This window comes from Sulfuricaulis sp. (assembly GCF_049587675.1).
GTDB lineage: Bacteria > Pseudomonadota > Gammaproteobacteria > Acidiferrobacterales > Sulfurifustaceae > Sulfuricaulis.
On the sequence record NZ_JBAVEJ010000246.1, the window covers coordinates 1 to 19,519 of the forward strand.

The window sequence follows — 19,519 nt, forward strand, 5'->3', positions numbered from 1 at the left end:
CCGGCCGCCTTCAGGCGGCCGGCCCGCTTGATTTATGGCCGCGATGCTGGCATACCTGCGGCCATGAGCCGGGTAGACAATATCTTTCTGATTGGCCCCATGGGCGCGGGCAAATCCACCATCGGACGCCATCTCGCCGAGTTGCTGGACAAGGAATTTCAGGACTCCGATCACGAGATCGAGCAACGCACCGGGGCGAGCATTCCACTGATTTTCGAAATCGAGGGCGAGGCCGGTTTTCGCGGCCGCGAGTCGTCAGTCCTCGACGATTTGACGCGCAAATCCAATGTGGTACTCGCCACGGGTGGCGGTGCCATCCTGTCGGATGTCAACCGTCGTGCGCTGCGCAGCCGCGGCGTCGTGGTTTACATGCACGCTCCGCTCGAGACGCTGTTGCAGCGCACGCGCCGCGACCGTCACCGCCCTTTGCTGCAAACCACCGACCGTGGCAAGACACTGGAGGAAATCCTCAAGTCGCGCGAACCTATATATCGGCAGACGGCGGATATCGTGGTCGAGACATCGCACCGTTCGCCGGCGAGCGTAGCGCGCGAGATTGCCCGTAAACTGGAAGCCCTGCAAACCGATGAAAACGCTGCCTCTTGATCTCGGGGACAGAAGCTACCCGATCTATATTGGTGCCGGCCTGCTCGGTCAGCCCGAACTGTACTCGCGGCATATCCCGGGAACTCGAGTGGCCATTGTCACCAACGTGACCGTGGCGCCGTTGTATCTCGCCAGGCTGCGCACGCACGTTGCTTCCCTGAAGCCGGTCGAGGTGGTGCTGCCTGATGGCGAGCAGTACAAATCACTCGAGGTGTTGAACCGTATTTTCGATGCACTGCTTTCGGCGCGTTGTGACCGGCGCACCACCATCATTGCGCTGGGTGGGGGTGTTATTGGCGACATGGCCGGATTCGCCGCGGCCAGCTATCAGCGTGGTGTGCCTTTGATCCAGGTGCCCACGACGTTGTTGTCACAGGTGGACTCCTCGGTCGGCGGCAAAACCGGTGTTAATCATCCGCTCGGCAAGAACATGATCGGCGCATTCTACCAGCCGCGTGCCGTGATCATCGACACCGACACGCTCAATACCCTGCCGGACCGCGAACTCTCGTCGGGTCTGGCCGAAGTCATCAAGTACGGTTTGATTCGCGACCCCGAGTTTTTTGCCTGGCTCGAGATTAATCTGGACAAGTTGCTCGCGCGCGACCCCGAGGCGCTGGCCTATGCGATTCACCGTTCGTGCCGGAACAAGGCCGAGGTGGTCGCCGCGGATGAACGCGAATCCGGCGTGCGTGCCACGCTTAATCTGGGCCATAGCTTCGGTCATGCGATCGAAACCGGTATGGGATACGGGAATTGGCTGCACGGCGAGGCCATTGCCGTGGGCATGGTGATGGCGTCTGATCTGTCGCGAAGACTCAAATGGTTGTCCGCCGCCGATGTCGCCCGTGTTGAAAAACTGATCAGCCGGGCGCGACTCCCGGTGCGCGCCCCCGGCACGCTTTCCGCAGCGCGTTTTCTGGAACTGATGGCGGTGGACAAGAAGGTGCTCGACGGCCGCCTGCGGCTGGTGCTGCTCAAACGCCTGGGCGAGGCGGTGGTCACCGACGATTATCCGCGCGCCGAGCTTGAAGGAACATTGGCCAGCATGCGGGAAGCGGCGTAATGCTGGCAGCTTTCGCCGCGCAGGATGCCACCTCGCGCGGGCGACAGTATCCTGAGCCCGCGCCTGCAAACCGCTCCGAATACCAGCGCGACCGCGACCGCATCATCCACAGCGCCGCGTTCCGCCGTCTCGAATACAAGACCCAGGTTTTCATCAACCACGAGGGCGATCTGTTCCGCACGCGTCTGACGCATTCGATCGAAGTGGCGCAGATCGCACGCTCGATCGCCCGCGCGCTATCGCTTAACGAAGACCTGACCGAGGCCATCGCCCTGGCGCATGATCTGGGACATACGCCTTTCGGCCATTCAGGCCAGGACGCGCTGAATGAATGCCTGCGAGATTATGGCGGTTTCGAGCACAATCTGCAGTCGTTGCGGGTGGTGGATGTTCTTGAAGAACGCTATGCCGAATTCCCCGGGCTCAATCTCACCTTTGAAACACGCGAAGGTATACTCAAGCATTGCTCGCCAAAAAACGCGCGCGTACTGGGTGAATTGGGAAAACGATTTCTGGAAAAGACCCAGCCCAGCCTTGAGGCACAGCTGGTCAACATCGCCGACGAGATCGCCTACAACAATCACGACGTGGACGACGGACTGCGATCCGGTTTGCTGAAGCTTGAGCAGCTCCAGGGAGTCACACTGTTTGCCGAGCAGCATGCCGAGGTGCGGCGGCGCTATCCGGATATCGCTCCGCGACGAGCCATTTACGAAACCGTACGGCGCATGATCAATCAAGTGGTGACCGATCTTATCGAGAACAGCCGCCGCCTGATTGAAATCTCCGGCATCGAGCATATCGATAACGTCCGCCACCACCCTGAGCCCCTCATCGTTTACACTCCCGCGGTGGCGGAAAAATCCCGCGAGTTGAAGCGTTTTCTGCGACAACACCTGTACGCACACGAACAGGTGACCCGAATGATGGGCGAAGCGGTGAAGGTTGTGCACGACTTGTTCGCGGCATTCATGCGGGACTCACGGCTGCTCCCGACCCAATACCAGGACAAGCTCCAAGCGCAGGATGATCCTGCCGGCCGGGCCCGGATCGTCGCCGACTATATCGCCGGCATGACTGACCGCTACGCCTTGCGCGAGCACACACGACTCTCCAACCCCGGCGTTTGACGGCGGGAAAGGCATTTTCGGTCAATCCCTTCATCTTTCCGAGGCTTAAAAGGGCCCTTTTGTGACTGGTTCCATTGAACCGGCCCCGGCAGGCCGGTATACTTTTCGCCCCTTTTGCTCCTGATTTTCCGTGATTTTCACGGGCAAAAGAACGAATTCCCCTGATCTGGGCGAGACCCTCGCTGGCGAGCGAAAACACGAACACGGATCGGTGCGGGACAATGGCGCCGGACAGCGTCGCCAGCGGTGAATGAAAGCGGTGAACGAATTGGAACAGCATAACAAGACGCAGCAGGGCCTCTATGACCCGACATACGAACACGACGCCTGCGGTGTCGGTTTTGTCGTGGACATCAAAGGCCGCCGCTCGCACCAGATCGTTACGCACGCGCTGACGATTCTCCGGAACCTCATGCATCGCGGCGCCTGCGGCTGCGAGGAGAATACCGGCGACGGCGCTGGCATCCTGATACAGATACCGCACGCGTTTCTGCAACGAGAGTGTGGCAAACTCGGCATTTCCCTTCCCGCCGCCGGTCGTTACGGCACGGGCATGGTTTTCCTGCCGCGCGCGGCGGCGGAAGCCCGCCACTGCGAATCCCTGTTGGCCGGGATCGTACGAGAGGAAGGGCAGACGCTACTCGGCTGGCGCGACGTGCCGGTCGACGATTCGTCGCTCGGTCCGACGGCGGTTTCGGCCGAACCGGCCTTCCGCCAGGTTTTCATCGGCCGCGCCTCCGGCGTCACCGACGATCAGACCTTCGAGCGCAAGCTCTATGTCATCCGCAAGCGCATCGAACACGCGGTCTGGAATTCGGACCTCAAGCAACGTTCGCTGTTCTACATCCCAAGCCTCTCGGCGCGCACGCTGATCTACAAGGGCATGCTCACGCCGACCCAGGTCGAGCTGCTGTTTCCCGACCTGACCGATCCGGCCGTGGAATCGGCGCTGGCGCTGGTGCACTCGCGGTTCTCGACCAATACCTTTCCGTCCTGGCCGCTGGCGCATCCTTATCGCTACATCGCGCACAATGGCGAGATCAATACCTTGCGCGGGAATATCAACTGGATGCGCGCGCGTGAAGCGCTTTGCGCTTCGCCTCTCTTTGGCGATGACCTGAAGAAAATCCTCCCGATCGTGATCGAGGGCGGATCGGATTCGGCCACCTTCGACAACGTCCTCGAATTCCTGCACATGGCGGGACGCGAATTGCCGCATGCCGTGCTGATGATGATTCCCGAAGCGTGGAGCGGCCACGAGATGATGGACGAGGACCGCAAGGCCTTCTATGAATATCACGGTTGCCTGATGGAGCCGTGGGACGGTCCGGCCTCGATCGCCTTCACCGACGGAGCCGTCATCGGCGCCGTGCTCGATCGCAACGGTCTGCGTCCGTCGCGCTACTACGTGACGAAAGACGGCCTGGTGGTCATGGCTTCCGAGGTCGGCGTGCTCGACATCCCGCCGGAGAACGTGCTTATCAAGGAACGCCTGCACCCGGGCCGTATCTTCCTGGTGGATACGCGTGAGGGCCGCATCATTGACGATGCTGAACTCAAGCAGCGCTACACCTCGGCGCATCCGTACAAGGATTGGCTGAAGACAAACCTCGTCCCGCTCGATCAATTGCCCAAGCCGCCGCAAGTGCCGGAGCCGGATCACGCCAGCGTGCTGCAGCGCCAGCAGGTCTTCGGTTATACCCACGAAGACCTGCGCATCCTCATGGCGCCGATGGCGCAGAAGGGCGAGGAGCCGGTGGGTTCGATGGGCAACGACGCGGCGCTGGCGGTGCTGTCGGAAAAGCCGCGCCTGCTGTACGACTACTTCAAGCAGCTGTTCGCGCAGGTGACCAATCCGCCGCTCGATGCGATCCGTGAAGAGTTGGTGACCCAGATTGAGACGCCGCTCGGCCCTGAAGGGAATCTACTCAAGCCCGGTCCCGAAAGCTGCCGCATGCTGAAGCTGAAGACGCCGATCCTGGGCAACGAGGAGCTGGCGAAAATTCGCCATCTCGATCGCGCCGGTTTCAAGACTGTCACCCTGCCCATGTTGTTCCCGGCTGGTTCCGGCGGGCCGGGGCTGGCGCGCGCGCTGGAAGAATTGTGCATGAAAGCAAGCGAGGTGATCTCCCAGGGCTGTGCCTTTATTGTTCTGTCCGACCGTGGCGTGGACGCGCAGCACATGCCGATTCCGGCGCTGCTGGCCACGTCCGGGGTGCATCATCACCTGGTACGCGCGGGCACGCGCGTGAAGGTTGGTCTGATCGTTGAATCCGGCGAGCCACGTGAGACGCACCACATGGCACTGCTGCTGGGTTACGGCGCGGGTGCGGTGAATCCGTACCTGGCCTTCGAGACGCTCGACGACATGATCCGCCAGGGACTGCTCAATGGCGTGGATCCGGCGACGGCGGTTAAGAATTACATCAAGGCGCTCAACAAAGGCGTGGTCAAGGCCATCTCCAAGATGGGCATCTCCACCATACAGTCTTATCGGGGCGCGCAGATTTTCGAGGCCATCGGTCTCGACAAGTCGTTTGTCGACAAGTATTTCACCTGGACTGCCTCGCGCGTCGGCGGCATCGGCATCGACGTCGTGGCGCAGGAGGCCAGTCTGCGCCACCACCGCGCCTATCCTGACCGGCCGGTGGGTCCGCCGGAGCTCGACTGGGGCGGGCAGTACCAGTGGCGTCGCGACGGCGAGTACCACATGCTCAATCCCGACACGATCGCGAAGCTACAGCACGCCACGCGCGCCAACTCCTACGCGATGTTCAAGGAATTCTCCCGCGCCTGCGACAACGGCGCGCAACATCTGGCCACGCTGCGCGGGCTCATTGAGTTCAAGCCGGCCGACCGGCCGATCCCGATCGAGGAAGTGGAATCCGTTGAGTCCATCATGCAGCGCTTTGCGACCGGCGCCATGTCCTATGGCTCGATCAGCCAGGAGGCCCACGAGTCGCTCGCGATTGCCATGAACCGTATCGGCGGCCGCTCCAACTGCGGTGAAGGCGGTGAGGACCCGGAACGCTATGGCACGGTCAAGAACTCACGCGTCAAACAGGTGGCCTCGGGCCGCTTCGGCGTGACCAGCCATTATCTGGTCAATGCCACCGACCTGCAGATCAAGATGGCGCAGGGCGCTAAGCCCGGCGAGGGCGGGCAGCTGCCCGGACACAAGGTATATCCGTGGATCGCCAAGGTGCGTTACTCGACGCCCGGTGTCGGCCTGATTTCACCGCCGCCGCATCACGACATTTATTCGATCGAGGACCTAGCGCAACTGATTCACGATCTGAAGAACGCCAATCGCGCGGCACGCATCCATGTGAAGCTCGTCTCCGAGGTCGGCGTGGGTACCGTCGCTGCCGGTGTCGCCAAGGCACATGCCGACGTGGTGCTGATCTCCGGCCACGACGGCGGCACCGGCGCGAGCCCGCTGACCTCGATCAAGCACGCGGGCCTGCCGTGGGAACTCGGTCTGTCCGAGACCCAGCAGGTGCTGGTGATGAACAAGCTGCGCGATCGCATCGTGGTGCAGGTGGACGGCCAGCTCAAGACCGGCCGCGACGTGGTGATCGCGGCGCTGCTGGGCGCGGAGGAATTCGGTTTCTCCATCGCCCCGCTGGTGGTGCTCGGCTGCATCATGATGCGTGTGTGTCATCTGAACACCTGTCCGGTCGGTATTGCCACACAGGACCCGGAATTGCGCAAGAAATTCGCCGGCGATCCGGCGCACGTCGAGAACTTCTTCCGCTTCGTGGCGCAGGAGGCGCGCGAATGGATGGCGCAGCTCGGCTTCCGCACGCTGGCTGAAATGACCGGGCGCGTGGACCGCCTGAACGTGAAAAAAGCCGTGGATCACTGGAAGGCGCGCGGCCTCGATTTCACGCAGATCCTATACCAGCCGCCGGCCGGTCCCGACGTGGCCATCCGCCAGGTGCGGGCACAGGATCACGGACTCGAGAACTCACTCGACATGGTGACGATCCTCCCGCTGACGCGTGAAGCCCTAGAGTCCAAGAAGCCCGTGGACATCATCCTGCCGATCCGTAACGTCAACCGCACGGTTGGTACGATACTCGGCAGTGAGGTAAGCCGTCGTTATGGCGCCGAGGGTCTGCCCGAGGACACGATCCGCATCCATTTCAACGGCTCCGCCGGCCAGAGTTTCGGTGCCTTCTTGCCGAATGGCATCACCTTCACGCTCGAAGGCGACGCCAACGACTACATCGGCAAGGGGCTGTCCGGCGGCAAGCTGATCGTTTATCCGCCGCGCCAGGCGAGCTTCGTACCGGAGGAGAACATCCTCATCGGCAACGTCGCACTTTATGGGGCGACGTCGGGGGAAGCCTATTTCCGCGGGGTGGCGGGCGAGCGATTCGGAGTGCGCAATTCCGGTGTGCATGCGGTCGTCGAAGGCGTGGGCGACCACGGCTGCGAATACATGACCGGCGGACGCGTCGTCGTGATCGGCCGCACCGGGCGCAATTTCGCGGCCGGCATGTCCGGTGGCGTGGCCTACGTGCTAGACGCCGCGGGTGATTTCAAGCGCCGTTGCAATCTGGCCATGGTGGACATCGATCCCATGACCTCGGCCGAGGACGTGGAGCTGGTGAAGGATCTGCTCAAGCGCCACGCGCATTACACCAGCAGCACGGTCGCGGAAAAGATTCTCGCCGGCTGGAAGGCCCAGCAGGCGAAATTCGTGAAGGTGACCCCCAAGGACTACAAGCGCGTTCTCGCGGCCATCTCCAAGGCGCGGCAAAACGGCATCTCGGAAGAGCAGGCGGTGATGGAAGCGGCGCATGGGTAAGATCACCGGCTTTATCGAGTTTCACCGCGCCAAACAGCCTTACCGACCCGTCGCCGAACGGGTGCGGGACTGGAAGCAGGTCATGCGTCCGTTCCCCGAGGACGAGCTCAAGAAACAGGGCGCGCGCTGCATGGACTGCGGTATCCCGTTCTGTCATCAGGGTTGCCCGCTCGGCAACATCATTCCCGACTGGAACGACCTGGTTTACCGCGGCCAGTGGCAGGAGGCGATCGACCGTCTGCATGCGACCAACAACTTCCCGGATTTTACCGGCTCGCTGTGTCCGGCGCCGTGCGAGGGTGCGTGCGTGCTCGGCATCAACGACGACCCGGTGACGATCAAGGCGATCGAACTGGCTATCATCGATCATGCCTTCCAGCAAGGTTGGATAAAACCCGAACCGCCGAATGTGCTGACCGGCAAGAAAATCGCTGTCGTTGGTTCCGGCCCCGCCGGGCTTGCGGGCGCACAGCAGCTGCGACGTGCCGGTCACGAGGTCACCGTGTTCGAACGCGACGACCGCCCCGGCGGCCTGCTGCGCTACGGCATTCCCGAGTTCAAGATGGAAAAGAAAGTGCTCGACCGGCGGCTGGAACAGCTGAAAGCCGAAGGCGTGACGTTCAAGACCAACGCCCATATCGGTGTCAACACGCCGGTGGAGGAACTGCGCAAGAATTTCGACGCCGTACTGCTAGCGGGCGGCGCCTGCGCCCCGCGTGACCTGCCGGTTCCCGGGCGGGAATTGAATGGCGTTTACTTTGCCATGGAATACCTGACGCAATCGAACCACCGTTGCGAAGGCGACGTGATTCCGGCGGAGCGGGAAATCACCGCTAAAGGCAAACACGTCATCATCATCGGTGGCGGCGACACCGGCGCCGATTGTCTCGGTACCGCGAATCGTCAGGGCGCGAAGAGTGTGCACCAACTGGAAATCATGCCGCGCCCCCCTGAGATCCGTTCCTCGGACAACCCTTGGCCGCAGTGGCCTTTTATCTTTCGCACCGCTTCCGCGCACGAGGAAGGCGTGGAACGCCTGTACTCGGTTTCCTCCAAGCGGTATATCGATGACGGCGCCGGCCGCGTGAAGGCACTGGAGCTCGTCAAAGTCGAGATGGTGCGCGAACACGGACGCAGCATCATCAATGAAATTCCGGGCAGCAGCTTTACGATCCCCTGCGATCTGGCGCTGCTCGCGATGGGTTTTACCGGTCCGGAACGCCCGGGCATGCTGGAGAGCCTTGGGGTGAAATTCACCGACCGCGGCAACGTGTGGCGCGACGAAAACTGGATGACGAGTATCCCGGCCGTTTTCACAGCCGGCGACATGCAGCACGGACAGTCGCTTATCGTCTGGGCCATTGCCGAAGGGCGTTCGGCGGCACGCGGCATTGACATGTACCTGATGGGCGCCTCCGACCTTCCCGCGCCATTAGCGTAAGAAAATCAGATCACCAATAACGCCAAGAGCGCCAAGGGTTTCTGATCGATGATTAACTTGGCGTTCTTGGCGGTTCATTTTTTATATCATGGCTGAGTTGAAAAACGACAGATTATTGCGCGCGCTACTGCGCCAACCCGTGGACGTGACGCCGGTATGGGTCATGCGCCAGGCGGGACGTTACCTGCCCGAGTACCGCGCGGTGCGCGAGAAGGCCGGTGATTTCAAGACGCTCTGCACCACGCCTGAACTCGCCTGCGAAGTGACGCTGCAACCGCTGCGTCGCTTCGCGCTCGATGCCGCGATTCTTTTTTCCGACATTCTCACTGTTCCCGACGCCATGGGGCTCGGGCTTTATTTCACCGAGGGTGAGGGTCCGCAGTTCAAAAAACCCGTACGCACCGCCGCCGATGTCGCGGCGCTTCCGGTCCCGGACCCCGAATCGGAGCTGAAATACGTCATCGATGCGGTGCGCCTGATCCGGCGCGAACTGCACGGCCGGGTCCCGCTGATCGGCTTCGCGGGCAGTCCCTGGACGCTAGCGACTTACATGGTCGAAGGCGGCGGCAGCAAGGATTTCGGTCTCGTCAAATCCATGATGTTCGACCAACCAAAGCTCATGCATCAGTTGCTCGACGTGCTGGCGCGCGCGGTGGCCGCCTACCTTAACGCTCAGGTCGCCGCCGGCGCGCAAGCCGTGATGCTGTTCGACACTTGGGGCGGCGTGCTGACGCCGCGGGATTACCGAGAATTCTCGCTGCGCTATATGGAGCGGATTGTCCAGGGCCTCACGCGCGAGCACGAAGGCCGGCGCGTGCCGGTAATCCTGTTTACCAAAAACGGTGGCCAATGGCTCGAAACCATGGCGGACTCGGGAGCCGACGCGCTCGGCATCGACTGGACCACCGATCTGGGCGATGCCCGTGCGCGCGTGGGGCAGCGCGTGGCGCTGCAGGGCAACATGGACCCGTCCCTGTTGTACGCCGCGCCGGAACGCATCCGCCGCGAGGTGGACACCATCCTGGCAAGTTATGGCCAGGGAAACGGACTGGTTTTCAATCTGGGTCATGGCATCCACCCGCATGTCAATCCCGACAAGGTGGCCGTGGTTGTGGACGCGGTGCATGACCTGAGTCGCCAGTATCATCAGAAATAGTGCGACGGGTGATTTCCGCGGCTATCCTGCAAGACTTCATTTCCGGTGGTCATCCGTAGATATGGACAACGCCCGCTGCCCGTTCGAGAAGGCCATCCTGAGCGTTCAGTGCGACTGTGAAATGGCCACCCGTTTTTCCATCGCCGAGCAAATGGGCGTGGAATGCCGTTCTGACATCGCGCGCAACAACTGCGCCACGCTCCTGGTATATTTGCGCGAACGCGCACGCTTTGTGCTCAAGGTCACCGATACCTCCGCGGGCCTGCCGTTCGGTAAGGAAATGAAAGTCATGCTCGGCGGCTTGATCGGCCTGCAGCGGCAAATGGCGACAGAAGAGAGAGCAGCAGCAGCCCGGGTGCAGAATATCCACGCCCTAGTGCAACAGGCGCAGGCGGCCTACGGCTCACTGGACGCGCTGCCATATCAGGAAATCGTCAGAACGATTGCAGCGTACCACGGCAAGCGCCGCGGCAACGCCCGCCCCTAGCGCTGATTTTGTGGCTTGAACCGGTTTTAATCATCGCTGGTAAGTCTTTGATAAGCGTGGACTTGTCCGCCGCGCCGTGTGGCGCGCGTTGTCATTTGGCATACGGGCGGGTAGATTGTGGTTTGAACTAAAAATGGACGTCTAGCTTCAATAATAAGTTTGCTGTTTCTGCGGCTACTCCACAGGGAGGCGGTGCCCGCGCCGTACATGTCGGCGGTGTATAACTAGAAACGCCGTCGCGGAAACAGGAGGTGGGGAAGTGGTGCAGAACGAATCAGAAGCGGACCGCGCATCCGCTTCGAAAAGATTGCTGGGCTTGCTAGATGGGCTGAAGCGCACATCCTCGGGTATCGTCATCTATGACCAGATCGCACGCCTGGTGGAAGAGCAGGAGGGCGTGCAGGCCAGGGTCGATCACACCTATGCCGCGTTGCTGCATCTGTTGCTCGATGCCTATGCGCGCGATCCCTCCGCCGATCACATCACCCGTCTCAATGCGCGCCTGATCCAGTTGCGCCGTGGTTTCGCGCCCGCTTCGGGTGCCGCGGTTTCGCCCGACAAGCTCGACGAGCGCATCCGTCAGGCCGCCGCCGGGGTGACCGCGCCGGCCGCCGACTCGCAGACGGAAAGGTCCCCGCCGGAAGCCACCGCCACGCCCAAGGTCGCCGCAACTCCCCCGAAGGATGATTCCACGACGACAATCCCGGCGACCGAGAACGACGCGCTGTTGGCCGAGCGCCGCGTCAACAGTGCTTATCGTCTGCACCTCGACCGCCAGCGCGACGAGATCGAGAAGTTGCAGGGCGCGCTCGCCAAGAGCGTGACCGACGCGCTCACTCAGAACCGCGAATTCGGCGCGCTGCTGCAGATCGAGCTGCGCGCGTTGCAACAGGCCGAAGGGGACAGGGAGATCGAACAGCTGCGGCAGATTTTGGTCGGCGGCCTCGAGGAGCTGATCAACGGACAGCGCTCGCTCGACTCCAAACTGCACCGCACGGGAGGTTATCTGAAGCTCATCAAGGCCGACAGCGAACGGCTACATGAAGAACTGAACAAGGTGCGGCTGTTGTCGCTGACCGATGAGTTCACCGGCCTGCCGAACCGTCGCGCCTTCATGCGCCGTCTGCAGGACGAGACCAGCCGCGCGCAGCGATACGGCGCGCCGCTGACGCTGGCCATGATCGACCTCGATGAGTTCAAGGCCATCAACGACTTGTACGGCCACGCTGCCGGCGACGCCATCCTGCGCAGTTACGCCACCGACGTGCTGACCGTGTTGCGCCACCACGATATGGTCGCGCGTTACGGCGGCGAGGAGTTCGCCGTCCTGCTGCCCAACACCACCCCGGACGGAGCCGTCGCGGCCATAACCAAGGCGAGGAACCGCGCGTTGCAGGTTCGTTGTGAACATCAAAACCAGGCGCTGGCGCTGCCGACCTTTTCTACCGGCATCGCCCTGTATAACCCGGGCGAAAGCTACACCGACCTGATTGACCGCGCCGACCGCGCCCTGTACCGCGCCAAGCGACTCGGCCGCAACCGCATCGAGCTGGAAATGTCGATTATTCCGCCAACCCGGCCCCAGGGCCTGACCAACGGCAACGGCGCCTGAGGCCTGACTGTTCCGAGGTTGTGAACCGGGTTTCCGGCGGCTAATCTCAATGACAGGTAACTCACGCCAGTTATTGAGGAGACTGCCTTGGCGGGCACCGATACCTCCACAGATCCGTCGTTGCTGAAAAGTCTCAAGCATCATCTGGAAGGTCTGAAGCGGACCGAACACGGGCTTATCCTCTACAACCAGATCCAGCGCGGCTTGCAGAAGTACGGAAACGAGGACGGGCGCATCGAGCTCGTTTTTGTGACCTTTTTGCATGGCCTGCTTGGCAAGTATGCCACCAGCCCGGCCTGTGACCCGGCCACCCGCGTCAAGGCGCGCCTCATCCAGCAGCGCCTGATGCTCTATCTGCCCACATCTTCGAACACACCCGCCATCGCACCAGCCGCCGCCGTGCCGCCACGCCCTGTGCCTGCGCCGGTTGCAGCCATGCCGGTCATGCCACCACCCATCAAACAGGCACCCGTACAGGCACCGCCGCCGGCGCCATCCGCGCCACCGGTGGTTGCGGCCAAGCCGGTCGTGTCACCACCCATCGTGCAGGCGCCGACACCGGCCGTCGTTGCATCATTGCCCCCTGTGCCCGCGCCGGTCGCGGTAGAGCCGGTCATGCCACCACCCATCGCCCAGGCACCCGTACAGGCACCGCCGCCGGCGCCATCCGCGCCACTGGTGGTCGCGGCCAAGCCGGAGCCGGTAATGGAAGCAGCCGTCCCCGTCCCCGAAACATCTGTGTCGCCCACTCGGCAGGAGAAGATCGAGGCGCTGGAAGACACGCTCGTGGATAAAGTGACGGAGAGCATCGCGGTCGACAAGCAGTTCGGCGACTTGCTGGAAAGCGAACGTGCCGCCCTGGAGGACACGCATAGCCCGCTGGGTGAACTCGGCGATCTCAAGCAGATTCTGGTCAAGGGGCTGAACGAACTGATCGAGGAACGCCAGGCGCTGATCGAGAAACTTTCCACCGCGAGTGAATATCTCAAGGCGGTGGAATCGGACCGCGAGCGCCTGCGGCACGAACTTGGCCAGGCACGCAAGCACAGCATGGCCGACGAACTGACCGGACTGCCCAAGCGTGACGTGTTCATCAAGCAACTCGAGTCCGAGATCGGCCGCGTCAAGCGCTACGGGTTCGCGCTGGCGTTCGCGGTCATCGACATCGACGACCTCGAGTCGGTCAACAAGCGCTACGGGCGCGCCACCGGCGACGCCGTGCTGCGCTGCTACGCCAACGAGATCCTGTCCAAGTTCCGCACCTACGATCTGGTGGCGCGCTACGGTGGCGACGAGTTCGCCGTGCTGTTCCCGAACACGCAAAAGGACGGGGCCATGCACGCGCTGGAAAAGGCGCGCAAGACCGCCACCAGCACCTTCATCCACCAGGACGGCAAGAACATCCCGCTGCCGAGTTTTTCGAGCGTGCTGACGCAGTACTCGCCCGGCGAGCCTCCGGCCGCGCTGCTCGCGCGCGCGGATGAGACGCTGACCCACGCCAAGCTGGGCGGCTACAATCGCATGGTGGTTGCCCTGCCGACGGCCTAGCCGCCCTGTTCACCTCGGGCATGGGCGCTGGTTCTGGCTGGCCATAAGATGATCGGTTAGTATTGCGCCGCCGTCATTTTATGGAGGAAAGAATTCCATGCGTCATCGGATATTTTTGGCAGCGGTAGCCGCGGGTTTCAGTGTCCCGGTTCTGGCGGATTCCCTCGATATCAATCTCAACAACGACACCATACAGGCGACTTACGCCACCGCCTGGCGCCAGGCCGAATTCAACGTCGGTTTCCTGTCCAACACCGATCAGAACGACTGGGCCGCCAGCATGGGCCTGCTCGCCTCCGGCGAGAAACAGACGGCTGACATGCGCCTCGACGCCGGACTCGGTGGGAAGGTCTACTACGCCAACGTCAGCAACCAGGACGTGCTCGCCCTCGGTCTTGGTGGCCAATTCAGTGTGCACCCCAACAACATGCCGTTCGGTTTCAGTGGCTACCTGTATTATGCCCCGGACGTCGTCACGTTCATGGACGGTAATAAATTCTGGGAGTGGGGCGCGCGCGTCGAGTTCGAGGTGGTCAAGAAGACCGCGAATATCTATGTCGGTTACCGCGAGATGCGCGCCGAACTCGACAACAACAACGACGTGACCGTGGATTCCGGCGCTCATGTCGGCGTGAAGATCAGCTTCTAACCCGCGCTTTCCCCACTCGGAACAGGCGCACACGATCCGCGGATTGCCGCCGCGCATCCCATGAAAAGCCTCTGGAACGACACCGAAGCCGCGCAATTCCCGGGCGATCTGGGATTGCGCGTATACAGCTCGCGCCTGCTCGGGCGCGACAAGACTCTGGTGCTGCACGGCGGCGGCAACACCTCTGTCAAGATCGCGGAGAAAAATCTTCTCGGTGAAGAGGAAGCGCTGCTCTATGTGAAGGGCAGTGGCTGGGACCTGGAATTCATCGAGGCCGGCGGCTTTTCACCGGTGCGCATGGAGCACCTGATCAGGCTCGCGAAACTGCCGCAGCTGTCCGACCCGCAGATGGTCAACGAACTGCGCACGCACATGATCCGCGCCTCGGCGCCCACGCCCTCGGTCGAAGCCATCCTGCATGCGATCCTGCCGCACAAGTACGTGGATCACACGCACGCCGATGCCGTGATCACCGTGACCAACACGGCCAAGGGGCTGGAGCGCATCCGCGAGATTTACGGCGACAGCGTCGTCGTCGTTCCCTACGTTATGCCGGGTTTCGATCTGGCGCGGCTGTGTGCTGAGGAATTTTCCAGGCAGGCCGGAAAAAATACCATCGGCATGGTGCTGATGAACCACGGCATCTTTTCCTTCGGCGAAACCGCGCGGCAATCCTACGAGCGCATGATCGAACTCGTAACGCGCGCCGAGGACTATCTCGCGAAGCACAAGGCCTGGCAGTTGCCGGCCGTTACGGAAAAACCGTCCCTGGGCCCGATGCGCCAGGAACTGGCCGTGCTGCGGCGCACACTGTCCGCAACCGCCGGGTTTCCCGTGATCGTCGCGGCGCACGAAGACGCCGCGAGTCTGGCCTTCGCGCGTCGCGCGGATATCGCCCCGATCTCGCAACAGGGCCCGGCGACGCCGGACCACGTGATCCGCACCAAGCGCGTGCCGATGATCGGGCGCGACGTGAAAGCTTACGTCGAGGCCTACAAAAAGTATTTCAACGAGCACGCACCCAAAGCGAAAGAACCCAAGACCATGCTCGATTCGGCGCCGCGCGTGATACTCGACCGCGATATCGGCGTGGCCACTGTCGGGCGCAGCGCCAAAGACGCCGCAATAACCTACGACATCTACTCCCACACGATCGAGATTATTCAGCGCGCCACCGCCCTCGGCGGCTGGCAGGCATTGCCGGCGAAGGACATTTTCGACGTGGAATACTGGGACCTGGAACAGGCCAAGCTCAAGGGCGGCGGCAAACCGCCGGTGTTCGCCGGTGAAGTCGCGCTCGTGACCGGCGCCGCCTCGGGCATCGGCAAGGCCTGCGTGGATTCGCTGCTCGCGCGCGGCGCGGCCGTCGTGGGACTCGATATCAATACCGCCATCACCAGTCTTTACAACCGCCCCGATTATCTTGGCCTCGTTTGCGACGTGACGGATGAAAAGCAGCTCACCGGCGCGCTGGAAAAAACCACGCGCGCCTTCGGCGGGCTCGATATGCTGATTCTGAACGCCGGCATTTTTCCCGCTGGCTGCCGCATCGAAGCGCTGACCACCGCCGAATGGCAGAAAGTGCTGCGCATCAACCTGGATTCCAATCTGGTGCTGATGCGCGAGGCGCATGCGCTGCTCAAGCTCACGCCGCGCGGCGGCCGCGTGGTGGTGATCGGTTCGAAGAACGTCCCCGCGCCTGGCCCCGGCGCTGCGGCTTATTCAGCCTCGAAAGCGGCGCTGAACCAGCTCGCGCGCGTGGCCGCGCTCGAATGGGGCGCGGACAACATCCGCATCAACTCGCTGCACCCCAACGCCGTGTTCGATACCGGCATCTGGACCGACGAAGTGCTCGCCGCGCGCGCGAAGCATTATGGCCTCACGGTCGAGCAGTACAAAAAGAACAACGTGCTGAAAACCGAAGTCACCAGCCGCGACGTCGCCGAACTCGCCGCCGAGATGTGCGGCCCGCTGTTCGCCAAGACCACCGCCGCGCAAGTGCCGGTGGACGGCGGAAATGAAAGAGTTATATGAGTTTTCAACGCGAAGACGCAAAGGACGCAAAGAAAAGAAAGCGGGTTTTTATCGAGAAAAACCTTTGCGCTCTTTGCGCCTTTGCGGTGAGAAGTAGTTTTTAACTGACTTTTTCAGAAGTTCCCTGACATGCGAAAACTGCCGCGCGCGTTCTATGACCGGGACACGATCGCCGTCGCTCGGGATCTGCTCGGAAAATACCTGGTTCATATATCGCGTGGGGTGGAGCGCATCGGCCGGATAGTGGAAACGGAAGCCTATCTCGGGCCACACGATCTCGCCGCGCATTCCGCGCGCGGGCTCACCGAGCGCACCCAGGTCATGTTCGGTCCGCCGGGCCATGCCTACGTGTACATGATCTACGGGATGTATTTCTGCATGAACGTGGTGACCGAACGCAAAGGCCATGCTTCCGCGGTGCTGTTGCGCGCGGTCGAACCGGTGACGAATATCGGCGAGCGAACCCAGGGCCCCGGCCTGCTGTGCCGCGCCATGCGCATCGACAAACGTCTCAACGGGCACGATCTGACCGGTAAAAATTTTTACATCGCTACACCGGCCAAATCCGAACCCGTGGTCATCGTCAAACGGCCGCGGGTGGGTGTCGACTATGCCGGCCGCTGGGCCAGGCGACACCTGCGCTTTTATATCAAAGGAAATCCCTTCGTCTCGAAGCGATAACACGAAACCAATCGCTTACCTTTCGCTGCTATGCACCACTTCGGTTCAGGACCGGTGCTTGCTTCACGGTATTGGTGCATGTAACCGCCCCGGAAACGCCCAATTTCGCTCTAGGCTCTTGATTTTATGGGAACTCCCGACATGGCACAGCGATTGCTTTTGTAACGACGGCTTCAGAGGTTATCGACATGTCATTGAGTGTGTTGCTGGTGGACGACGATCTCGAACGCGCGGCGATCGTGGAGCCGGCCCTGCGGGAAGCGGGCTATGAAGTGGTGACGGTAGTGGATACCGCCGCCGAGATGCTGGCACAGGTGCGCGCGCGGCGGCCGGACGTGATCATCATCGACCGTGACTCACCGGACCGCGACACCCTGGAGCACGTGTGCATGATCACGCGCGACGATCCGCGGCCGATCGTGATGTTTACGCAGGACAAGGACCGGACGCTGATGCGCGAGGCCCTGGAGGCCGGTGTCAGCGCCTACGTGGTGGACGGGTTGTCGGTGGAGCGCGTGCGGCCGATCGTGGAAGTGGCGCTGGCGCGCTTCGAGCAGTGGCAGGCGCTGCGCCGCGAGCTGGACCAGGCGCAGACGAACTTGGCGGAACGCAAAGTGATCGAACGCGCCAAGGGCATCGTTATGAAGCAGCGACGTTGCACCGAGGAAGAGGCCTACGCCATGCTGCGCAAGCTGGCGATGGACCGCAATCAGCGCCTCGCGCACGTGGCGGAGAGCGTGATCACCATGGCGGAGCTGCTGACGTAAGGAATGCATGACCTTCTCTCTTGCGAGAGAGAGGTGATTGAAAGATTCAACACCGGACGGTCCAACGACGGGTCGAACGGAATCAAATTGAGGCGGGTCGAGCGGCCCGCCCCTGAAATGCCAGGTCGCGCGATACCGCGCGGTCTGGGGGCAACGGCGCCCTGGTCACCGGATTTTATCCCGGTCGACCGGGCGCCGTTTTTATTTTTGCAACGAAGGAGACACAAATGAGTGACGAGAGCAAGACCAGGCCGATGACCGAATCCGAAACCCCCTGCGCTTCGCGCCGCGATTTCCTCAAAACCAGCCTCGCCGCTGGACTCGGCGCCGCGGGCATTCTGGGCATGGTGCCCGCCGGCATGCGCAGCGCCGTCTGGGCCGCCGGCTCGGACGCGCCGGAGAAACCGGAGGTGAAGATCGGCTTCATCCCGCTCACCGACTGCGCCAGCGTGGTGATCGCCTCGGAAATGGGCTTCGACAAAAAGTACGGCATCAAGATCACGCCCTCCAAGGAAGCGAGCTGGGCGGCGGTGCGCGACAAACTGGTGAACGGCGAGCTCGACGCTTCGCACGTGCTCTACGGCCTGATCTACGGCGTGCAGCTCGGCATCGGCGGGCCGAAGAAGGACATGGCCGTGCTCATGGGCCTCAACCACAACGGCCAGGCGATCAGCCTCTCGAACCAGCTCAAGGAAAAAGGCGCAACCGACGGCACCAAACTCAAGGCGCTCATCGACAAGGAGAAGCGCGAGTACACCTTCGCCCAGACCTTCCCGACTGGCACGCACGCCATGGAGTTGTATTACTGGCTCGCGACTTACGGCATCAACCCGATGGCCGACGTCAAGACCATCGTCGTGCCGCCGCCGCAGATGGTGGCCAACATGCGCGTCGGCAACATGGACGGCTTCTGTGTCGGCGAGCCGTGGGGCGCGCGCGCCATCTACGACAAGATCGGCTTCACTGCCATCACCACCCAGGAACTCTGGAAGGACCATCCGGAGAAGGTGCTCGGCACGAGCCTCGAGTTCGTGCAGAAGTATCCGAACACCACGCGCGCGATGATGGCGGCGGTGCTCGAGGCCTCGAAGTTCATCGACGCCACCGCCAACCGCGAGAAGGTGGCGCAAATCATTTCCAGCAAGTCTTACGTGAATGCACCGGAAGAAGTGATTCTCGGGCGTTTCCTGGGCAACTACGACAACGGCAACGGCAAGACGTGGAAGGACCCCAACTACATGAAGTTCTACAACGACGGCTACGTGAACTTCCCGCACCTGTCGGACGGCATGTGGTTCCTGACCCAGCACAAGCGCTGGGGGCTGCTCAAGGAAGATCCGGATTATCTGGCGGTGGCCAAACAGGTGAACCAGATCGAGCTCTACAAGCAGGTCGCCGCGCAGCTCAAGGTGCGTGTGCCGGCCAGCCCGATGCGCACCAGCAAGCTCATCGACGGTGTGGTCTGGGACGGCAAGGACCCGAAGGCCTATGCCAACGGTTTCAAGATCAAGGTGTAAGCGAACGGA

At 62.0% G+C, this 19,519-nt stretch carries 14 protein-coding genes; all 14 read left to right on the top strand.

The features are described 5' to 3' along the window. Positions 1-63: 63 nt before the first annotated feature. Entirely contained in the window at positions 64-606 is a 543-nt protein-coding gene (gene aroK / locus WB402_RS13165; RefSeq protein WP_424208651.1) for a shikimate kinase AroK, read from the top strand. Continuing rightward, positions 587-1,672 (top strand): 3-dehydroquinate synthase, encoded by a 1,086-nt coding sequence (gene aroB / locus WB402_RS13170; RefSeq protein WP_424208592.1) that lies wholly within the window; start codon positions 587-589, stop codon positions 1,670-1,672. The genes aroK and aroB overlap by 20 nt, the downstream gene beginning before the upstream one ends. Then, complete coding sequence (locus WB402_RS13175) at positions 1,672-2,802, top strand: deoxyguanosinetriphosphate triphosphohydrolase (protein WP_424208594.1); 1,131 nt, start codon at positions 1,672-1,674, stop codon at positions 2,800-2,802. The genes aroB and WB402_RS13175 overlap by 1 nt, the downstream gene beginning before the upstream one ends. Before the next feature lie 250 nt (positions 2,803-3,052). After that, entirely contained in the window at positions 3,053-7,618 is a 4,566-nt protein-coding gene (gltB, locus tag WB402_RS13180; protein WP_424208596.1) for a glutamate synthase large subunit, read from the top strand. Further along, positions 7,611-9,059 carry a glutamate synthase subunit beta gene (locus WB402_RS13185; protein ID WP_424208598.1) on the top strand — a complete coding sequence of 483 codons (1,449 nt, stop codon included), beginning with the start codon at positions 7,611-7,613 and terminating at the stop codon, positions 9,057-9,059. Before gltB ends, WB402_RS13185 begins: the two co-directional genes overlap by 8 nt. 88 nt (positions 9,060-9,147) lie before the next feature. Next, the gene (gene hemE, locus WB402_RS13190; RefSeq protein ID WP_424208600.1) at positions 9,148-10,215 is read left to right on the top strand and encodes a uroporphyrinogen decarboxylase; all 1,068 of its coding nucleotides are present in this window, start codon (positions 9,148-9,150) and stop codon (positions 10,213-10,215) included. Positions 10,216-10,276: 61 nt separating this feature from the next. After that, positions 10,277-10,702 (top strand): hypothetical protein, encoded by a 426-nt coding sequence (locus WB402_RS13195; RefSeq protein ID WP_424208602.1) that lies wholly within the window; start codon positions 10,277-10,279, stop codon positions 10,700-10,702. Between the two features lie 262 nt (positions 10,703-10,964). Continuing rightward, positions 10,965-12,314, top strand: a complete 1,350-nt coding sequence (locus WB402_RS13200; RefSeq protein ID WP_424208604.1) for a GGDEF domain-containing protein — start codon at positions 10,965-10,967, stop codon at positions 12,312-12,314. 87 nt (positions 12,315-12,401) lie between these two features. Next, positions 12,402-13,862, top strand: coding sequence for a diguanylate cyclase (locus WB402_RS13205; RefSeq protein WP_424208606.1), 1,461 nt, complete (start codon positions 12,402-12,404; stop codon positions 13,860-13,862). 97 nt (positions 13,863-13,959) lie between these two features. After that, on the top strand, positions 13,960-14,511 hold the full coding sequence (locus tag WB402_RS13210; RefSeq protein WP_424208608.1) for a YfaZ family outer membrane protein: 552 nt from the start codon (positions 13,960-13,962) through the stop codon (positions 14,509-14,511). 60 nt (positions 14,512-14,571) lie between these two features. Next, entirely contained in the window at positions 14,572-16,545 is a 1,974-nt protein-coding gene (locus tag WB402_RS13215) for a bifunctional aldolase/short-chain dehydrogenase (RefSeq protein ID WP_424208610.1), read from the top strand. A 129-nt stretch (positions 16,546-16,674) separates the two neighbouring features. After that, positions 16,675-17,226, top strand: a complete 552-nt coding sequence (locus WB402_RS13220) for a DNA-3-methyladenine glycosylase (RefSeq protein ID WP_424208612.1) — start codon at positions 16,675-16,677, stop codon at positions 17,224-17,226. Positions 17,227-17,414: 188 nt separating this feature from the next. Continuing rightward, a complete protein-coding gene (locus WB402_RS13225) occupies positions 17,415-17,993 on the top strand; it encodes an ANTAR domain-containing response regulator (RefSeq protein WP_424208614.1) in 579 nt (192 codons plus the stop codon). A gap of 227 nt (positions 17,994-18,220) precedes the next feature. After that, a complete protein-coding gene (locus WB402_RS13230; RefSeq protein ID WP_424208616.1) occupies positions 18,221-19,510 on the top strand; it encodes an ABC transporter substrate-binding protein in 1,290 nt (429 codons plus the stop codon). The last annotated feature ends 9 nt before the right edge of the window (positions 19,511-19,519 follow it).